This is a genomic window from Streptomyces sp. NBC_01508 (genome assembly GCF_045040315.1).
Taxonomy (GTDB): Bacteria; Actinomycetota; Actinomycetes; order Streptomycetales; family Streptomycetaceae; genus Streptomyces.
This window is the reverse complement of sequence record NZ_CP109419.1, coordinates 660,458-678,382: the sequence shown is the minus strand read 5'-3', so window position 1 is coordinate 678,382 and position 17,925 is coordinate 660,458. Positions and strand designations below refer to the sequence as shown.

18 protein-coding genes and 2 pseudogenes are annotated in these 17,925 nt (G+C 70.5%); 12 read left to right on the top strand and 8 right to left on the bottom strand.

Annotated elements, in window-relative coordinates:
- The first annotated feature begins 71 nt into the window (after nt 1–71).
- Nucleotides 72–947, top strand: coding sequence for a TIGR02452 family protein (locus OG700_RS03135; RefSeq protein ID WP_405608494.1), 876 nt, complete (start codon nt 72–74; stop codon nt 945–947).
- Here OG700_RS03135 and OG700_RS03130 read toward each other — a convergent pair.
- Nucleotides 932–1,192, bottom strand: a pseudogene (locus OG700_RS03130) (type II toxin-antitoxin system PemK/MazF family toxin); the annotation flags it as partial. The gene OG700_RS03135 and the pseudogene OG700_RS03130 overlap by 16 nt on opposite strands.
- A gap of 12 nt (nt 1,193–1,204) precedes the next feature.
- On the opposite strand from OG700_RS03130, the gene OG700_RS03125 reads away from it, so the two are divergent.
- On the top strand, nt 1,205–2,128 hold the full coding sequence (locus OG700_RS03125) for a hypothetical protein (RefSeq protein WP_405622254.1): 924 nt from the start codon (nt 1,205–1,207) through the stop codon (nt 2,126–2,128).
- On the opposite strand, the gene OG700_RS03120 is transcribed toward OG700_RS03125, so the two are convergent.
- Nucleotides 2,058–2,951 carry a virginiamycin B lyase gene (locus OG700_RS03120; RefSeq protein WP_405608491.1) on the bottom strand — a complete coding sequence of 298 codons (894 nt, stop codon included), beginning with the start codon at nt 2,949–2,951 and terminating at the stop codon, nt 2,058–2,060. The genes OG700_RS03125 and OG700_RS03120 overlap by 71 nt on opposite strands.
- A gap of 32 nt (nt 2,952–2,983) precedes the next feature.
- Nucleotides 2,984–3,892, bottom strand: coding sequence for an alpha/beta fold hydrolase (locus tag OG700_RS03115; protein WP_405608488.1), 909 nt, complete (start codon nt 3,890–3,892; stop codon nt 2,984–2,986).
- A gap of 228 nt (nt 3,893–4,120) precedes the next feature.
- Here OG700_RS03115 and OG700_RS03110 point away from each other — a divergent pair, with 228 nt between their 5' ends.
- Genes OG700_RS03110 through OG700_RS03100 form a run of 3 tightly spaced genes read left to right on the top strand, consistent with a single transcriptional unit; the run spans nt 4,121 to nt 4,946 of the window.
- A complete protein-coding gene (locus OG700_RS03110) occupies nt 4,121–4,315 on the top strand; it encodes a hypothetical protein (protein WP_405608485.1) in 195 nt (64 codons plus the stop codon).
- The gene (locus tag OG700_RS03105) at nt 4,300–4,587 is read left to right on the top strand and encodes a hypothetical protein (protein ID WP_405608482.1); all 288 of its coding nucleotides are present in this window, start codon (nt 4,300–4,302) and stop codon (nt 4,585–4,587) included. Before OG700_RS03110 ends, OG700_RS03105 begins: the two co-directional genes overlap by 16 nt.
- 2 nt (nt 4,588–4,589) lie before the next feature.
- Nucleotides 4,590–4,946, top strand: coding sequence for a hypothetical protein (locus OG700_RS03100; RefSeq protein ID WP_405608479.1), 357 nt, complete (start codon nt 4,590–4,592; stop codon nt 4,944–4,946).
- Nucleotides 4,947–5,290: 344 nt separating this feature from the next.
- Here the strand turns inward: OG700_RS03100 and OG700_RS03095 are convergent.
- Both OG700_RS03095 and OG700_RS03090 read right to left on the bottom strand, forming a co-directional pair.
- Nucleotides 5,291–5,505, bottom strand: a pseudogene (locus tag OG700_RS03095) (hypothetical protein); the annotation flags it as partial.
- A 171-nt stretch (nt 5,506–5,676) separates the two neighbouring features.
- Nucleotides 5,677–6,384, bottom strand: a complete 708-nt coding sequence (locus tag OG700_RS03090) for an alpha/beta fold hydrolase (RefSeq protein ID WP_405608476.1) — start codon at nt 6,382–6,384, stop codon at nt 5,677–5,679.
- Between the two features lie 98 nt (nt 6,385–6,482).
- Here OG700_RS03090 and OG700_RS03085 point away from each other — a divergent pair, with 98 nt between their 5' ends.
- From OG700_RS03085 to OG700_RS03075, 3 genes are all read left to right on the top strand, one after another.
- A complete protein-coding gene (locus OG700_RS03085; protein ID WP_405608473.1) occupies nt 6,483–7,586 on the top strand; it encodes a LacI family DNA-binding transcriptional regulator in 1,104 nt (367 codons plus the stop codon).
- Nucleotides 7,587–7,667: 81 nt separating this feature from the next.
- A complete protein-coding gene (locus tag OG700_RS03080; protein WP_405608470.1) occupies nt 7,668–7,955 on the top strand; it encodes a hypothetical protein in 288 nt (95 codons plus the stop codon).
- Between the two features lie 98 nt (nt 7,956–8,053).
- A complete protein-coding gene (locus OG700_RS03075; RefSeq protein WP_405621394.1) occupies nt 8,054–9,244 on the top strand; it encodes a thiolase family protein in 1,191 nt (396 codons plus the stop codon).
- 176 nt (nt 9,245–9,420) lie between these two features.
- Here OG700_RS03075 and trxA read toward each other — a convergent pair whose 3' ends face one another.
- Nucleotides 9,421–9,885 (bottom strand): thioredoxin, encoded by a 465-nt coding sequence (gene trxA, locus OG700_RS03070; protein WP_405608467.1) that lies wholly within the window; start codon nt 9,883–9,885, stop codon nt 9,421–9,423.
- A gap of 81 nt (nt 9,886–9,966) precedes the next feature.
- Here trxA and OG700_RS03065 point away from each other — a divergent pair, with 81 nt between their 5' ends.
- Entirely contained in the window at nt 9,967–11,406 is a 1,440-nt protein-coding gene (locus tag OG700_RS03065; RefSeq protein ID WP_405608464.1) for a dihydrolipoyl dehydrogenase family protein, read from the top strand.
- Nucleotides 11,403–11,585: a hypothetical protein gene (locus OG700_RS03060; protein WP_405608461.1), complete on the top strand. Its 183-nt coding sequence runs from the start codon at nt 11,403–11,405 to the stop codon at nt 11,583–11,585. Before OG700_RS03065 ends, OG700_RS03060 begins: the two co-directional genes overlap by 4 nt.
- Before the next feature lie 138 nt (nt 11,586–11,723).
- Here the strand turns inward: OG700_RS03060 and OG700_RS03055 are convergent, their stop codons facing one another.
- Nucleotides 11,724–14,849 carry a tetratricopeptide repeat protein gene (locus tag OG700_RS03055; protein ID WP_405608458.1) on the bottom strand — a complete coding sequence of 1,042 codons (3,126 nt, stop codon included), beginning with the start codon at nt 14,847–14,849 and terminating at the stop codon, nt 11,724–11,726.
- Nucleotides 14,850–15,115: 266 nt separating this feature from the next.
- Here OG700_RS03055 and OG700_RS03050 point away from each other — a divergent pair, with 266 nt between their 5' ends.
- Nucleotides 15,116–16,819, top strand: a complete 1,704-nt coding sequence (locus OG700_RS03050) for an NB-ARC domain-containing protein (protein WP_405608455.1) — start codon at nt 15,116–15,118, stop codon at nt 16,817–16,819.
- A gap of 5 nt (nt 16,820–16,824) precedes the next feature.
- Nucleotides 16,825–17,466 carry a tetratricopeptide repeat protein gene (locus OG700_RS03045; RefSeq protein ID WP_405608452.1) on the top strand — a complete coding sequence of 214 codons (642 nt, stop codon included), beginning with the start codon at nt 16,825–16,827 and terminating at the stop codon, nt 17,464–17,466.
- A gap of 27 nt (nt 17,467–17,493) precedes the next feature.
- Here OG700_RS03045 and OG700_RS03040 read toward each other — a convergent pair whose 3' ends face one another.
- Entirely contained in the window at nt 17,494–17,913 is a 420-nt protein-coding gene (locus OG700_RS03040; protein ID WP_405608449.1) for a hypothetical protein, read from the bottom strand.
- Nucleotides 17,914–17,925 lie beyond the last annotated feature (12 nt).

Here is a 17,925-nt window from a genome sequence, read left to right as displayed (position 1 = left end):
CGCACAAGAGTGCCCTTCCGGGCGGGAAACCTGGTTGCCCCGAGTGCGTTCCCCGCCGCACGATTCCTGCTATGAGCGCACGGCTGCGGGGGATCGCGAAGCACACCGAGGAAATCGTCGAAGCGGGTGAATACCGCGCGGGGGACGGCCGCCCGGTGCCGCTCGCCGCACTGCTGAAGGCCGCGACGGAAGGGACCCGGCTGTACGGTCCGGAGGCTGTTCCGGTCACCTTGGACACCTCCCGTACGACAGCCTTCGAGGTCACCGGCGAGAGCAGCCTCCAGGCCGCCCGGCGGATGACCTCCGCGTCGCCCGGCCCCGTCGCCGTCCTGAACTTCGCCTCCGCACGCAACCCGGGCGGCGGCTACCTGAACGGCGCACAGGCCCAGGAGGAGGCGCTCTGCCGGGCCTCCGCCCTGTACGCCACCCTGCTGCGCGCCCCCGGCTACTACGCGCACCACCGGGCCGACCGCAGCCCGTTCTACAGCGACCGCGTGATCCACTCGCCCGGCGTACCGGTCTTCCGCGACGACCGGGGCCGGCTGCTCGACACCCCGTTCACCGTCGGCTTCCTCACCTCGCCCGCGCCGAACGCCGGGATCGTCGCACGCGACCACCCCCGGAAGAGCCATCGCGTTCCGGCCACGCTCGCCTCCCGTGCCGAACGGGTCCTGGAGGTGGCGGTGGCGGGCGGCTACCGGCGGCTGGTGCTCGGGGCGTGGGGCTGCGGGGTCTTCCGCAACGACCCGGCACAGGTCGCCGGCACGTTCCGGGCGCTGCTCGTGGGGCCGTCGGTGTCGGAGGGGACGGAAAGGGGCGCCGGCCGGTTCGCCGGTCACTTCGACCAGGTCGTCTTCGCGGTGCTCGACCGGACGGCTGATTCGGCCACGCTCGCCGCCTTCCGCCGGACGTTCGCCGACGACGACCCGGCTCAGCGCCAGCCGTAACGCTCCCGCAGCCGCCGTACGACCCGGTCGAACCGCGCCCGGTCGAGCGCGCACGCCTCGCGGCGCATGCCCGCGTCGTGGATCCGCGGCACCCGGTCCAGATCCACCCACGACTCGCGGCCCCGCCGGTCCCACGGGCCTACCCCGATCGGCGCCCACTCGTGGTCGCGGTCGTGCCGCTTGCTGGAGAGCTGGACGGCGAGCAGGGTCCCGGCCGGCTCGCGGGCCACCACAAGCACCGGCCGGAGCAGGTGCCGGTGGAGCTGCTGGCCCGTTGTCGTACGGAGCGCATCGAGCCGCCTACCCCGGGGCGGTGCGACCGGATCGTGGGCGCGGCGCTGCGAATCGCCGAGGAGACACTGACGGCGCGGATCTCGGCACGGATCACGGTAGAGAGCATCGAGCGGATCGTCGCCCTGATCGCCGGCGCCGACCAGGAGGACGACGCCGAACTCGGTGACGCCGGGACTGGCGAGGGCGAGGACGGACCGCCGGTGCTGGCGAAGGTCAAGGAAGTGCCAGGCAATGTGAGCCTGGAGACGATGCTCACCGAGATCGACAAACTGCTCGCGGTCCGCGCGATCGGGCTTCCGCTGGATCTGTTCACGGACGTCGCGCCGAAGGTGGTGGCCGGATGGCGGGCGCGGGCCGCGGTGGAGTCGCCCTCCCATCTGCGCACGCACCCGCTGCCGTTGCGGGTGACGCTGCTGGCCGCGCTGCTGCACGAGCGGGAGCGGGAGATCACGGACACGCTGGTGGAACTGCTGATCCCCACGGTGCACCGGATCGGGGCGCGGGCGGAGAAGAAGGTGACCGAGCAGCTGATCAACGCGTTCAAGAAGGTGTCGGGCAAGGAGAACATCCTCTTCAAGCTCGCCGAGGCGTCGATCGGCACCCCGGAGGGCACGGTCCGCGAGGTCGTGTTCCCGGCCGTGTCGGGCGGTGACCAGACGCTGCGGGAGCCGGTGCACGAGTTCAAGACCCGGGGTCCGGCTCCACCGTGGAGAAAGCATGAACCTGTGCGGGTACAGCACGTCGATCGGGCCGTGCCGGCGTCTGGTGTGACGCGACACCGACACACGGCTGACCTGGGTGGTTCTCCGTCCCGAGCTACGGTTCCAACCGCGCGACCCCTCCCGTCTCAAGGGCCACCCACAGAGCTCCGTCGGAACCTATGGTGATGCCGTGCGGCTCGGACGACGGTGACGGCAGGCTGTACTCGGTGATCTCGCCGCTATCGGTGATGTGGCCAATGCGGTTGGCTCCCCATTCGGTGAACCAGCAGTCCCCGGTGGACGCCGCGACGATGGCGTGGGGTTTGGCTGTGCGGTCAGGGAGCGGGAACTCCTTGATCCCGCCATCCACCGAGATTCTGCCGATCTGGCCCGCTGCGATCTCAACGAACCACAAGGCGGCGCCGTCACTGGTGATGCCCACGGGTGCGGCACTGGGGGTGGGGAGTGGGTGTATGACGATATCCCCATGGACAGTGATGCGGCCGATTGCGTTCGCCTGGTTGAGGGTGAACCACAGGGCACCATCAGGGCCTGCGGTGATTGCCGAGGGATAGGCGCCCGTACAGGGAAGGACGAACTCGGTGATCTCTCCCTTGCAGGTGATGCGGCCGATACGGTCGGTGTTCATCTCCGTGAACCACACCGCACCGTCTGGACCGGCAGTGATACCGAAGGGTCCGCTGTCGGGCGTCGGCGTGGGGAAGGACTCCCTTTCGCCGTCGGCGGTGACGCGGCCGATCCGGTGGTCCTGGGACCGGGTGAACCACAGTGCTCCGTCGGGCCCGGGAGTAATGACCGTAGGGCGACACTCAGACGAGTCCAGGGGGTATTCGTTGAGTTCGCCGTCGAGGGTGAGACGCGCGATGCGGCCACTGTGCGCGAAGGTGAGCCACAGCGCACCGTCAGGTCCGGACGCGATGCCGTAAGGCCCCGCATCCTTGTCCGCCACGGAGATCTCCCTGGTGGCCGGGGCATCAGAATGGTGCACAGCAACTCCTTGCAGGGGTGGTGGGGTGAGGATCAATCGACATTCCTGGCCGATGTCGCAGCTCGGTCTCGCACCAGGTTGAGAATGATCGCAGCGAGGTCAGCAGGCCGGGTCATGGGGACGTTGTGGTTCGAGCTGATGTCGATCAGCCGGCGGCCAGGGACGGCATCGACGATGGCACGCACCTCGTCGCGCCGTGAGGCGTAAAAGCCATCCTCGGCCAGCACGATCGTCATCGGACAGGTGACGCGGGCGTACACATCGACGGCTGGGAAGACTTCCGCGTCGGGCTCCACGGCAGTGACAGTCGCGACCTCCTCGATGGCGGGCCGCCGTACCCACCAGTGGCCGCAGCGCATGAAGGAGCGCCGCGTAACCTCCTCGACAAGTCCGGGCCGTGCTCCGGCGTTGAGCCAGTCGCCTCCGGCCTCCCGCACGCACTGCTCGACATAGGCGTGCATCTGGTCGTCATCGGCTTTCCAGCCGTAGCGGAACATCGTCCGCAAGCGGTCCGCCGCCTCGGTAGTCCGCACGTCAGCATGCTCGGCGATTGACGCGTTACGGTCATCGAGCACTATGCCGTCCACGATGCAGAGGCCGGCCGGTTCCACAAGTCCACACGCAGTGGCGGCCGTCACCGCGTACCCGCCGGTGGAATGGCCGACCAGCACGGGGCGGTCCCAGGCCAGCGCGGTGACGACGCTACCGATGTCTCGCCAGTACTGCTCGGGATTGGTGGAGTCGAGCCGGGTCTGCCCATGGCCACGCAGGTCGAGGGCAATCGGATGGCACTCGCTCACCAGATGGGACGCCACATCCATCCAGGCCGCAGCGTTGTGTCCGCTGCCGTGGACAAGCAGCACGCCCTCACCGTGACCGCCGAAGTCCACACCGGACAGGACCCCATCCACGACGGGGAGTTCGATCTCTGTTCTGGTCACCACCGCACCCTGTCTGCGAGAAGACAGCCAGTGCAACTGCCTTTCTCACAGGGAGTCAGGGCGGGGTGAGGATTCGTTGAGACCGCGCCGTCGCAACTGTCGCAGTGGATACCGGATTTACTGCGACGGAACCCCTGCGGTTATCTTCGCGACCTGCGGCGTGTTCTCCGGCCGCCGCAGGCGAGGTGTACGCATTTACTGCGGCAGTGCCGGAAGAGCGGAGCAGGCATGGCGATCGAACCGGTGCCCGAACTCGGAAGCGGGAGCGCGCTGCGTGTGCCGCGCGCCCGGGTGGTGCCCCTGACCGCGCCTCCGGCCACGTACACCGCGGCGGTCGAGCGGTACCTCACCGGCGCCGGGATCCCGTCTTCCCCGTCGCCGCGATCGACGACCCGGCACTGCCCGAGGTGCTCGCCGAGCTGACGGCGGCCCGGGCGGACGAGATGGACGCCGACACCGTCAACCAGGAGCTGTCCATCGCGCGCAAGGCGATCGGCTGGTGGCAGCGCCAGGGCTGGATCGAAGGCGATCCGACGATCGGCATCGAGCGGCGGCCGGTGCCACCGGACCGCACCAAGGCCCTGGCCAGAACCAGATCGCCGCCCTGTGACGCCTGGACGTCGGGCTCAGGGAGAAGACGTATTGGAAGCTCCTCTACGAAAGTGCCGCACGGGCCGATGAGGTGCTGTGCCTGAACGTGGAAGACCTGTACCCGCAGGACAAGCGCGGCAGGATCACCGCCAAGGGCGGGGCGACGGAGTGGATTCACCGGCAGTCCGGCACCGCCCAGCTCCTGCCCCGCCTCATCGCCCGCCGCACCCGCGGCCCACTGTTCCTCGCCGACCGCAAGGCCCCGGCCGGGACGCCGACACTCGACGTGTGCCCCGAGACCGGCCGGGCCCGGCTCTCCTACCGCCGGGCCGAGGAAATCTTCGAGGAGAACACCCGACTGCTGGCCAACCCGCTCGCCTCACCCGAGGACATCGAAAACCTGGACGGCTTCACGCTGCGCCGGACAGGGCCTAGGGTCTGTCGTTTGGATCGGGCCGGATGAGGGAGCGGGGTCTGGTGCCGTGGATCGCGAGGCGGAGGAGGGAGGCATGGCGGGAGCCGTGCCTGCCCTTCCGCCGTCAACGCGGCGAGGCGCGGTGCCAGGGACCGCGAGCCCGGCAAGATCCAAACGAGAGGGCCTAGGCCACAGCGCCCTGACACACGACGCGGAGGGCGGCACCTCCACCGCCGTGCTGCTGGCCCGCTCCCGCCACGCCTCCGTCCGCTCCCTGGAGCGGTACGCCCGCCCTGGCGTCGACGCAGTCGCCCGACACGTCGCCGAACGCGATCCCGCTGCACGTCGCCGCACGTGACACCCACCGTTTGCAGCTGGTGACAGCGTTCTTACCGGCAGCCCTTCTCCTCGTACGGCACCCAGGTCCAGACGATCTCGCCGGGATCGGGGTCGCCGTCCCTGTCGGGCGCGTACGAGGTGCGTACGCGCCGGCCCCCCACAGCACGGGGTCGGCCTCGGCGGTGGCCGAGGGACCGCTCCTGCCCGGGAGTTCGGGCTCGGGGGAGTGGTCGGGGGCGCCGGATTCGGAGTCGGTGAAGGGCTCCATCCGACCGAAGGTAGAGCCTCGGCACCCCCGACCGCCGACCGGGTCCGCGCGGACCCGGTCGGCGGTCCGCCGGTCGCCGCCCAGCCGGCATTCCGTCAGATCCAGGTCGGCATCCCGCCGGCATTCCGTCAGATGGCCGTCAGATCCAGGCCGGACTCCGGTCGGAACCCGTCAGATCCAGCCGTCCAGCGCGGCCATGAACGCGTCGAAGTCGTCACGGTGCGCCGTGTGCCCCGCGCCCTCGACCGTACGGACCTCGAAACCGCGCGAGCGCAGTACCGCCGCGTCGGCGGGCGAGATCATCGGGCTCGGATCGGCGAGCGTCACCAGCGAGGGCACCGCCGGACGGGCCGGCCGTAGGTCCGTGCCGAACGCCGACGCGATGCCGTACGCCGTGCCCTCGTCCCACGCGGCGAGGCTCGCCAGCTCAAGGTCCACATCCTCGTCCTCCCAGAGGGGATTGAGCGCGGCTATCTCCTCGCGTGACAACGTCTTGGCCGCCGCCAGCCGCGCGGGCCCCTCGATCTCGGTCGCGCCCGCCTCCGGGCCCGGCAGATGCCAGGCCGGATCGCAGTAGACGGCGCGGCGCGGCGCCAGCCGCTCCACCGCGAGCGCGAGCGCCATCCCGCCCAGGGAGTGGCCGATCGCCACCTCCGCGCCGACGGGCAACGTCTCCACGAGATCGTCGGCGAACTCCTCGCGCCCGTAAGGCCCTTGGCCGCTGGCGCCGTGGCCGCGCAGGTCGACGGCGATCACGCGCAGTCCGCGCGAGGCCAGTTCGGGGCCCACTCGCCGCCACGTCCGGTGGTCGGCCATGATGCCGTGGATCAGGAGCGCGACGTGGTCGCCCTCGCCCCAGGTGTGGGTGTGCAGTCGCAAGACGGTCCCTTTCACAGCTTTCGTACGAAGGTGCTTTCACGTGCGCTGACCGGTCAGTCCGACAGGCCCCGGATCCCGCCCGTGAGCCGTCTGGAAGGATGCCGAGGGCGATGAGCCAGTTACCTGAACAGTCCTCCTTCCCGCGGCCGTCCCCGCGGCCGTCCATATCCTCCGACGAACGTTCCCCACGCCGCCCCGCCGACCGTCCGGTGCCCACCAGCGCCGACGTCGCCCGGCTCGCCGGAGTCTCGCGGGCCACCGTCTCGTACGTCCTCAACAACACATCGGCCGTACGGATCAGCGAGCCCACCCGCCGTAAGGTCCGCGAGGCCGCCGAGGAGTTGGCGTACGTCCCCCACGCCGCCGCGCGCAGCCTGCGCGCGGGGCACACCAGAATTGTCCTGCTCCCCACCGCGCACGTCCCCGTCGGCCCCCTCTACAGCCGCTTTCTCGACGAACTCCAGCGGGCGCTGCGGCGGTTGGACTACACCGTCGTCCAGTACGGCAGCCTCGGCCTCGACGGCGACGGGGCGGCACGCGCCTGGGCCGAACTGCGCCCGGTCGCCGTCGTCTCCCTCGGCGAGATCGCGCTCACCCCCCAGGGGGTGGAAATACTCAAGCGCTCCGGCGCGAAGGCCGTCATCACACTCGGCCCGCAGCGGGTCGAGGGCGCGCACGCCCTGGTGATGGACCAGCGCGAGATCGGCAGCCGCGCGGTGGACCACCTGCTGGAGCGCGGACGCCGCCGGATCGGCGTGGTGATGCCCGAGGAACCGGGCCTGGGACTCTTCTCCGAGCCCCGGCTCGCCGGGGCGCGGGCCGCCGTCGCGGCATCGTCCACCGGCGCCCACGTCGAACCGCTGCCGCTGTCCTACACGGAGGAGTCGGCGGCCGGGCTCGCCGCCCGCTGGGACAGCCTGGGCCTCGACGCCGTCTACGCCTACAACGACGAGTACGCGATGCTGCTGATGCGCGCCCTCCAGGACGCCGGTGTCGGCATCCCCGGCGACACGGCGGTGCTGGGCGCCGACGACCTGCTGCTCGGCAGGCTGCTGCGGCCCCGGCTCTCCACCGTGCGGATCGACCTCGTCACCGGGCAGCGGCTGGCGGCCCTGGTCGACCGCGTGGTGCGCGATCCCGGCGGTGAACCGGAGCGCCACGACCTGATGGGGGCGCGGGTGGTACGGCGCGAGTCGACCTGACACCGTCGTTCCCAGGGCCTGGCCGGTCCCGGAGCGCCGGACGACATGCGCGCCGCGGGCCGGTTGTCTAGCGTCACCAGCATGAGCACTCACTGGCACCCGGCTCCGCAGCGCTTCGAGATCCTGCTCGTACCGGAGCACACCGACGGACACACCGGCCCGCCGGACGCGGCGACCGCGCTGCGCTCGGCCGTGGTCGAGGCCACGGGAGAGACCGGCGAATCCGGATACCCGCGCTACGCGGGCGGCGGCATGGTGGCGGACATCGACCCGGAGACCCGCACCGTCGAAGGTCTGCTGATCGACGGCTTCGAGGTGGACTACGGCCTGTCGGCACGCGTTGTCGACGCCCGGACCGGCCGGCCCTGACCGGGCAGCCCCCGCCTCCCGTTCGGCTCCGCACGCCCCTCCCATAGAGTGCGCGAGCGAACAGCTGACCGAAGGGGAGAGAGCCGATGAGCGATCCGATGACCATCCGCGACGTCTACGTCCTGGACGCCGTCCGCACACCGATCGGGAAGTTCGGCGGCGCGCTCTCCTCCGTACGGCCGGACGACCTCGCCGCCCACGTCGTGCGGGCCCTCGTGGACCGTACGCCGGAACTCGACCCGGCCAGGATCGACGACGTGGTGCTCGGCGCGGCGAACGGCGCCGGTGAGGACAACCGCGACGTCGCCCGTATGGCCGCGCTGCTCGCCGGGCTGCCCGTCTCCGTCCCCGGCGTCACCGTGAACCGGCTCTGCGGCTCGGGACTCGAAGCGGTCATCCAGGCGGCGCGCGCCGTCGCGCTCGGCGACGCGTCGATCGTCGTCGCCGGGGGCGTCGAGTCCATGTCGCGCGCCCCATGGGTGCTCCAGAAGCCCGAGCGGGCCTTCCCCGCCGGGCATCAGCAGTTGCACTCCACGACCCTCGGCTGGCGCATGACCAACCCGGCGATGCCCGCCGAGTGGACCGTCCCGCTCGGCGAGGGCGCCGAACTGATCGCCGACAAGCACGCGATCAGCCGGGAGGCACAGGACGCGTTCGCCCTGGAGAGCCACCGCAAGGCGGCGCGGGCGTGGCGCGAGGGGCTGTACGACGCGGAGGTCGTGCCGTACGCGGGAGTGGAACTCGTACGCGACGAATGCGTCCGCGACAACACGTCGCTCGAAGCCCTCGGCAGGCTCAGGCCCAGCTTCCGTAAGGAGGGCGAGGGCACGGTCACGGCGGGCAACGCCTCACCGCTGAACGACGGCGCCGCCGCGCTGCTCCTCGTGGACGAGGCGGGCCTGCGCGCGACGGGGCGCGAACCCCTCGCCCGGATCCGGACCTCCGCCGTCACCGGTATCGAGCCGCAGCTCTTCGGCCTCGGCCCGGTCGAGGCGGTACGCCGGGCGCTGGCCAAGGCGGGCCGCGACTTCGCCGACCTCACCACGTTCGAACTCAACGAGGCTTTCGCCGCCCAGTCGTTGGGCTGCTTCGCCGAATGGCCCGAGCTGGACCCCGCCGTCGTGAATCCGCGCGGTGGCGCGATCGCCATCGGTCACCCGCTGGGTGCCTCCGGCGCGCGCCTGGCGGGGTCCGTCGCCCACCAGCTGGCGGCGGCGGGTTCAGGGACCGGTCTCGCCGCCTTGTGCATCGGAGTCGGCCAGGGCCTCGCGCTCGTACTGGACCGCTGACGCAGGTCCTAGGGTCTTTCGTTTGGATCAGGCCGGATGAGGGAGCGGGGTCTGGTGCCGTGGATCGCGAGGCGGAGGAGGGAGGCATGGCGGGAGCCGTGCCTGCCCTTCCGCCGTCAACGCGGCGAGGCGCGGTGCCAGGGACCGCGAGCCCGGCAAGATCCAAACGAAAGACCCTAGGCGTCTTCGCCGGTGCCGGTGGTCCCCGCACCCGGCGACTCCGCCTTCGCCGCGGCCTCCGCCTCGGCGACCGACTTGCGGACCTCTTCCATGTCGAGCGCGCGTGCCTGCCCGATCACGTCCTCCAGGGCCGTCTCGGGCAGCGCACCGGGCTGGGCGAAGACCGCGACGTTGTCCCTGACGATCATCAGCGTCGGGATGGAACGGATCTCGAACGCCGCGGCCAGCTCCTGCTGCGCCTCCGTGTCGACCTTGGCGAACACCAGGTCCTCGTGGCGTTCGGACGCCTTCTCGTACACCGGGGCGAACTGACGGCACGGACCGCACCAGGAAGCCCAGAAGTCGATCAGGATGAAGTCGTTCTCCGACACCGTCCGGTCGAAGTTCTCCTTGGTGAGTTCCACAGTGGCCATGACCTGATACCTCTTCCTGTTCTCTCCGGATGAAGCCGCCTTCGACAACGGTGGGCGCCACCGCCGTATTCCTGGCCCATTCCCGAAGATCGTGTGGCCATGCGACGGACACCGCACGAGACTGTCCCCATGACGGAAGCGATGGAGTACGACGTTGTGGTGCTGGGCGCGGGGCCGGTCGGGGAGAACGTCGCCGACCGGGTCAGGGCAGCCGGTCTGAGCGCGGCGATCGTCGAGAGCGAACTGGTCGGCGGCGAGTGCTCCTACTGGGCGTGCATGCCGAGCAAGGCCCTGCTGCGCCCGGTGATCGCCCGCGCGGAGGCACGCCGGGTGCCGGGCCTGAGCCCGTTCGCGCAGGGCCCGCTCGACGTACCGGCCGTCCTCGCGCACCGCGACGACTACACCTCGCACTGGAAGGACGACGGCCAGGTCGCCTGGCTCGACTCGATCGGCGTCCCCGTCCACCGGGGCCACGGCAGGCTCGACGGCAAGAAGCGGGTGACCGTCACCGACCCGGAGGGCGACGAGCGGGTCCTCACCGCCCGCCACGCGGTCGCCGTCTGCACGGGCACCAGCGCGGTCCTGCCCGACCTGCCGGGCCTGGCGGGCGCCAAGCCCTGGACGAGCCGCGAGGCGACCAGCTCCCCGAGCGTGCCGGACCGGCTCCTGGTCGTGGGCGGGGGAGTGGTCGGTGTCGAGATGGCCACGGCCTACCGGGGGTTCGGCTCGGACGTCACGATGCTGGTACGCGGCGACGGTCTGCTGCCGCGGATGGAGCCCTTCGTGGGCGAACTGGTCGCCGAGTCACTGACGGAAGCGGGCGCCTGGGTACGTACGGGCGTCTCCGTCGCCTCGGTCGAGCGCGCGGGCGGCGGCGGACCGGTCACGGCGGTCCTCGACACCGGCGAGCGGATCGAGGCGGACGAAATCCTCTTCGCGACCGGCCGGGCGCCGCGCACCGAGGACATCGGTCTCGACTCCGTCGGACTCGGCCTGACGCCGGGCTCCTGGCTGACGGTCGACGACAGCTGCCGGGTGGAGGGCAGCGACTGGCTCTACGCGGTCGGCGACGTCAACCACCGCGCGCTCCTGACCCACCAGGGCAAGTACCAGGCCCGCATCGCGGGCGCCGCGATCGGCGCGCGGGCGCAGCACGTCCCGCTGCTGGAGAGCGACCGCTGGGGCGCCCACGCGGCGACGGCCGACCACGACGCGGTCCCCCAGGTCGTCTTCACCGACCCGGAGGCCGCCTCGGTCGGCCTCACCCTCAAGGAGGCCGAGGAGGCGGGCCACCGGGTCCGCGCGGTCGACTACGACATCGCCGACGTCGCGGGCGCGGGCCTGTACGCGACCGGCTACCGGGGCCGCGCCCGGATGATCGTGGACCTGGACAGCGAGATCCTGCGGGGCGTGACCTTCGTGGGCCCGGGGGTCGGCGAACTGCTCCACTCGGCCACGGTGGCGGTCGCCGGCGAGGTCCCGATCGACCGCCTGTGGCACGCGGTGCCCGCTTATCCGACCATCAGCGAGGTATGGCTCCGGCTGCTGGAGACGTACCGGGGTCCGTGACGGAATCTTCCGTCGACGGGATGCAGTGGTCCGTGCCGGTTTCCGGCGGCGAGGGAATTTTCCCGGTGTACTGGCTGACAGTCATGGACTCCGTGAATGGAGTCGACACCGACGGGCCGACCTCGGGGGTCGATGTTATTTCCTCCGAGGCGGTCGCCATTTCGTACATTCCGGGCTGAACGATCGCCGACGGGACCAGCAGTTCAAGCATGTTGAGCGAATCCTTAATTCGTGCACCAGTAACTGAAGAAAGGATAGCACTCCAACGGGTGACTCATTGACGCTGTATGTTCATTCTTGAACGGGCTTCCCTGGGTCTATTCGCGTAGATGCCGGGCTTGGCGGAGTCGGGTCAGCTGGGACCTGACGCGGCTGGATTCGAATTCGTTTGTCTGCTGATAGATGGCAAGGGCTTTCTCCAGGTGTGGGAGTGCCTCTTCGGTGCGTCCGGTCGCGATTGCCAGGTCTGCCAGGCCGGCGTGGGCGTGCGCCACCTCCGCGGTCGCATGGGTATGCCGTGCCCATGATAAAGCGGCTTCGAGCTGCTCCGAGGCCGCGGCGTGGCGGCCTGAACGGAGCTCGGCCATGCCCAGTCCCCGGTGCGCCTCCGTCTGTTCCTGGGCAGCGCCTATCTTCTGCGCGAGGATGAGGGCCGTCTCGTGATGAGCCGATGCTTCTACGTATTGGTCAGCCCGGTAGAGAGTCTTTCCGATCTCATTGAGTGTGACTGCCTCGGTGCGCCTGTCGCCAATCTTTCGGAAGATGGAAAGCGCCTCACGCTGGAGAGTGAGGGCGCTCTCCAGCTCTTCCGGGATGTGGAGAACGCTCGCTTTGTTGAGTTGCGCGGTCGCTTGTTCCGAGCGGCTTCCCACTCTGAGGAAGATATCGAGCGAGCGGCTGAACGCATTCCGAGCGGATTCCTGCTCCCCCATGCGCAGATAGCCGTCCGCCAAATTGTTCAAAGCTTGGGCCTCGCCCCTTTCGTTCTTTCTCTGGCTAAAGCCGACCAGGGCATCCCGAAACAACTGCATTGCCGCCGAGTGGTCTCCCAGGTGAAGAACGGCGATGCCCAAATTATTCTTGCACCTGGCAATTCGGATGGAATCGCCGGACTTCAACGCTCCCGCCAGAGCCGCTTCCTGGAGGGTCAGCGATTCGTCGAGCCGCCCCAGGTTCCAGCACAGCAGACCCAGCACCCGTAGCGCGTCCGCCTCCGCGCCTGAATCGCCGATCGCGCGAGCCGTATCCAGGGCGCGTTGCCCGCTCGCCTCCGCTTCCGGGTACCGGCTCCGCTGGGACTGGACGGCGGCGAGGTCGATCAATGCCTGAGCCTCGGCCTCCCGGCTTCCTTCCTCGTGCCAGTGGTGTGCCGCGTACGAGTGAGCTTCCTCGGCCTCTTCCCAGTAGCCCTCGGAGTCCAGGAACTCGGCGAGAACATGCGCGAAAAGGGCAGCTCGGTCGGGATGTCCGTGGCTGCGCGCGTGCCGTACGGCCGCTGTCAGGGCCGTGTGTTCGGCGATGAGCCATGTCTTGGCCTGCCGTGCGTCGGTCCAGGCCGGCGAGACGAACGGGGTCCGGCGTTGCGGCGGATCAAGGCGTGGCCGCAGCGTGTTGAGCGCATGGTCCGCCTCTGAGGCCGCCTGTAGATAGAAGTCCGACAGCCGGTCGAGAGCGGCCTCGCGCGCCGACTGTGAATCCTGGGAGACCGTCAGGGTGAGCGCGTACTCGGCGATCAGGTCGTGCTGGCTGAAGCGCTCCGGTGAGGGTTCTTGGATGAGGTGCGAATCCTGGAGCGATTCCAGGATCCGCTCGGCTGTTTCCAGTGGGAGGCCGGTCAGCGCGGCCGTGGAGTGCGCACCGAAGTCCGGTCCGGGGTGGAGGCCCAGCAGGCGGAACACCTTTCGCTGATCGGCGGGCAGTGTGTTGTACGAAAGCGCGAAGGCGGACGAGATCTCCACCCCGCCGTCGCGCAACTCGGCGAGCCGTCCGGGCTCCCGTGACATGCGTGTGACCAGGTGGGAAACGGTCCATGTCGGGCGGGAGTTGAGACGTCCGGCCGCCAGCTCCAGAGCAAGTGGAAGATGGTCACAGAGGCCCGCCAGTTCGGCGACTTCCTGTCGGTCCTGGGTGCGCTCCGTACCCACCAGGTTGATGAAGAGATCCACGGCCTCCTTGGTGGAGAGGATGTCGAGGAAGATGTGGCGGACCCCTGGCAATCCGCTCAGCCGACGACGACTCGTGATCAGAATCAACGAGGGCGATGTGCCGAGGAGAAGCGGCGCGACCTGTTCCGTGTCGGACGCGTCGTCAAGAATGATCACGGCTCGCCGGGTGCTGAGCATCGTGCGCCACAGGGCCGTCAGGTCGGTCAACTCCCGAGGGATCGCGGAGGCTGGAACACCGAAGTGCCGCAAGAGTGTGGCCAGCGCGGTCTCCGGGGTCAGCGCCCGCCGGCTCGGCGAATGACCGTGCAAGTTGATGTGCAGTTGGCCGTCCGGGTAGTGCCTGGCGAGCCGTCGCGCCGTGTGCAGGGCGAGCAGGCTCTTGCCGATGCCGGCCATACCGGAGATCGACTGCAGCGCGATCACGCCCGGTAACGGTGTTCGCAGAGCCCGCAGTTGCTCGGTCCTGCCGATCAACTCGCCATGAGCGGGGAGGTTGTTGGGCGGCGGTGCGGTGGTGCCCGGCGGCTTGCCGGACAGCAGGTCGGCGACCGGGGTGTGGTCCAGGATGCGGCGATACGTGCGTTGCAGCGCCTCGTTCGGCTGTGTGCCCTCCGCGCGCAGCAGACGCCGCACGGAATCGTAGGCACGCAGGGCGTCGGTCTGCCGACCGCAGCCGTACGCCGCCGTCATGAAGTGACGGACGACGACTTCGTCGGTCGGGTGCCGCTCGGTCAGGGCCGACAGCTCACCCGCCAGGTCGGCGAAGTGGCCCATGCGCAGCCCGATCTCGGTGCGCAGGAGTGTCGCGGCCAACCGCCGCCCGTCGAGTGTGCGACGCGTCCGTTCCGCCCACAGGCCTGACATGCCCGTCAGTGGTTCACCGCGCCACAGGGCTGCGGCCTGCCGCAGGAGAGCCAGGGCCTGTGCGTCATCGCCGCTGGCGGCCAGCGAGCGCGCCTGGGTGGTCAGCCGTTCGTGCCGGTGGTGGTCCACCGTGTCTGGATCGAGGTCGAGGGTGTACGCGTGGGCCTGGTGGACCAGCCGGTCGGCACCCAGTTTCCGGCGGAGGCGGGTCGCGTACGAGTGGAGGGACGAGCGCGGCTTGCCGGGCGGGGTGTCGTCCCACAGGTGTCTGACAAGCGTGTCCAACGGCACCGGGCGACTCACATCGAGAGCCAGTGCGGCGAGCAGTTGGGCGTCCTTCGCCGCCCCGTACAGCTCACGACGCCCGTCCCGCCGCAGCTCCACCGGCCCCAGGATCAGGATCTCGAAGTTCACCAGCACCCCCTGTAGCCGGTCCACCCCGCGGATCCCAAGGGTGTCATGCGGTCAACTTCGGCCGATAGGGTTGCTCACTTCGGGGCATTTGTTGGCCGAAACGTTGCTTTTCTTGTCGTGGCCTGACTCCCAAGGTCGTACAGGAGCCGTACAAGACCCGTACAGACGCGCAGTGCGAACCGTACAGCTGGTGGTCACCCGCTCACACAGGGCGATCGTGGCTCTACGCTGTGGGGCCGGGGCGGACGGCGCAGGGGGGCGGCGGCATGGATCAGTTGACGGTTCCCGGGCTGGTGGCCGCGCTCGGCAGGGCCGACGAGGCCGCGCGGCGGACCTTGGCGGGGCTGGTGCCCGGGGAGCGGCTTCCGGCGAACGCCGATGACCCGCTCGTGACGAACGCGTTCGCCGTACGTCTCGTGGCCGCGGCCGACGCCCGGCCGGAACTGGCCGACGCGCTGCGCCGATGGCTGACTCCCGCGCCCAGCACCCCACCCGCGTCCGCCGCCAACTCCATCGCGGGCGGCGCCCGGATCGACGGCAGCGCCGTCCAGGCCGGCGAGATCCACGGCGGCGTCCACTTCCACGACCACGGCCGGCAGCGGTCACGGACCCCCGTCCCGCGTCAACTCATCCCCGGCCCGGCCCACTTCACCGACCGGGCGCTCGATCTCGCGGCTCTGGACGCCCTGCGCGCCGCGCACCCGGGCACCTCGTCGCTGATGATCGTCGTCACCGGGACTGCGGGGGTCGGCAAGACCGCGCTGACATCGCGCTGGCTGCACGGACTCACGGCGGACTACCCGGACGGTCAACTGTACGTCGATCTGCGCGGTCACTCGAAGGACGGACCGGTACGGCCGGGCGCGGTGCTCGGGCAGTTCCTGCGGGCGTTCGGGCTGGACCAGGCGCCCGCAGCCCTCGCCGAACAGGCGGCTCTGTGGCGCACCGTCACCGCGGAGTTGAGGATCGCCGTGCATCTGGACAACGCCCTCAGCGCCGCCCAGATCCGACCGCTGCTCCCCGCCGCGGCGACCGCCCTCGTCGCGGTGACCAGCCGGAACCGACTGCCGGGGCTGAGCGTCGACGGCGCCGCGTTCCATCAGCTCGACGTCCTCGATCCGGCCGCCGCCGTCGAACTGCTGAGCCGCCGCCTCGGCGGCGAACGGGTGGCGCGCGAGAACGAAGCGGCGTACCGACTGGCGCAGTTGTGCGCGGGACTGCCGCTCGCCCTGTGTGTGGCCGGCGCCCGGATGGCCGCGCGCCCCCGGCAGCCACTGACCGCGATGACCCGGGCGATGAGCCGGGAGGGTGGCCGGCTGGCCACCCTGGACGCCGGAGGGGACCGCGCGGTGGAGTCAGCTCTGGACGAGTCGTACGAGGCGCTGTCGACCGAAACGGCCAGAGGATACCGGCAGTTGGGGCTGCCACCGGTCGCCGAGCTGTGCACCGCCGTCGCGGCGGCCGCCTGCGACCTCACCGTGGAGCGGGCCGAGCGGCTGCTGGACGAGCTGATCGAGGTCAACCTCGTGGAGGAGCTGGGCCCCGACCGCTACCGCTTCCACGACCTCGTACGGCTGCACGCCGCCCAACTCGCCGCCGCCCACGATTCGTCCGAAGCCCGCGACGGCGTCGTACGCCGGGTCGCGGACTGGTACCTGGCCACCGCCACGGCAGCCGAGGCGCTGTTGTCCCCCTCGCGCCGCACCCTCCGCCGCGACTACGCGGTTGCGCCCACGGGCGTGCCACGGTTCGAGGACACCCGAGCCGCCCTGGACTGGCTCGACACCGAACGGCTGCATCTCATGGCCCTGTTGAGGACCGCCGTCGAGCATGGCTGGGACGCGACCGCCTGGCAGCTCGCCGACAGCAGCCAGCCCCTCTTCCTCCGGCTCCGGCCCTACGACCTCTGGGTCGAGGCCCACCACGCCGGACTGGCCGCCGCGAAAGGGCGGCGCATCCGGAGGGCGTGAGCCGGATGCTCACCACCGGAGGCAGCGGACTGTACAACTCCGGCCGCTACGACGAGGCGATCGACTGGTTCACCCGGGCCCTGGAGGACGCCCGCCGCAGAGGGGACCGCCGCGCGGAGGCGCAGGCCCTGCACGGCCAGGGCCAGTCCCATCGGCTCGCCGGACGGCTCGAACAGGCCGCGTCCCTCTTCACCGAGGCACTCGCGCTGCGTGAGGAGATCGGTTACGGGCGGGGCGCGGCGCTGTCGCGACTGTGCCTCGGCGACATCGCGCTCGCGTCCGGTGAATCCGCGAAGGCCGTCGCGCTGCTCACCCGGGCCCGCGACGACCTCCTCGCCGTACCGGATCCGTACGACGCCGCGCGGGCGCTGGCCTTTCTGGGGCGAGCCCACGCGGCGCCCGGGGCAAGGGACTTCGGGTTGGCCGAGCGGCTGCTGAGGCTGGCGGTCTCGGAGTTCGCCGCCACCGGGTCGGCGCACTGGCAGGGCCGCGTCCTCGAAATGCTCGGCGAGACGGCCGAGGACCAGGGCGACGGGGAGCGGGCCAGGGACTGGTACGCACAGTCCCTGGCCCGGTACGAGCCCGTCAGTCCGAAGGATGCCCGGCGACTGGGGGAGCGGTTACGGGCGGTCCGTGACGCGAGCTGAGCGCCGGCGACGGCCCGTTCGGCTCGTTCAGCCCCTACCTTCGTGGAGCCCGTTCAGCCCGTTCAGCCCGTTCAGCCCGTTCAGCCCGTTCAGCCCGTTCAGCCCGTTCCTTCCGTTCGTCCCGTTCAGGGCGTACAGCCGGTACAGCGCGGAGACGACCCGCGCGTGCTCCCGTTCGTCCCGCACCCGGCCGGCCTCGATCCGTACACCGTCACGCGTCACGGCCGTGCAGCGACCGTCCGCGCGGTCCCTGACGCAGGCCAGCAGACAGCCGGGATGGTCCGCCAACACCCTTACGGCCATGGCCGGTTCGCCGATGCCGTACAGCGCGTCCGCGCAGTCGCGCCACGCCCCGGACGCGTCGCTGTCGAGGTCGACCCGGACATGATCGGGCAGGACGGACACCCCCACAGGCACCGTGCCGACGCCGTCCCCCGGTGCCGGCACGCGCCGCCGGCC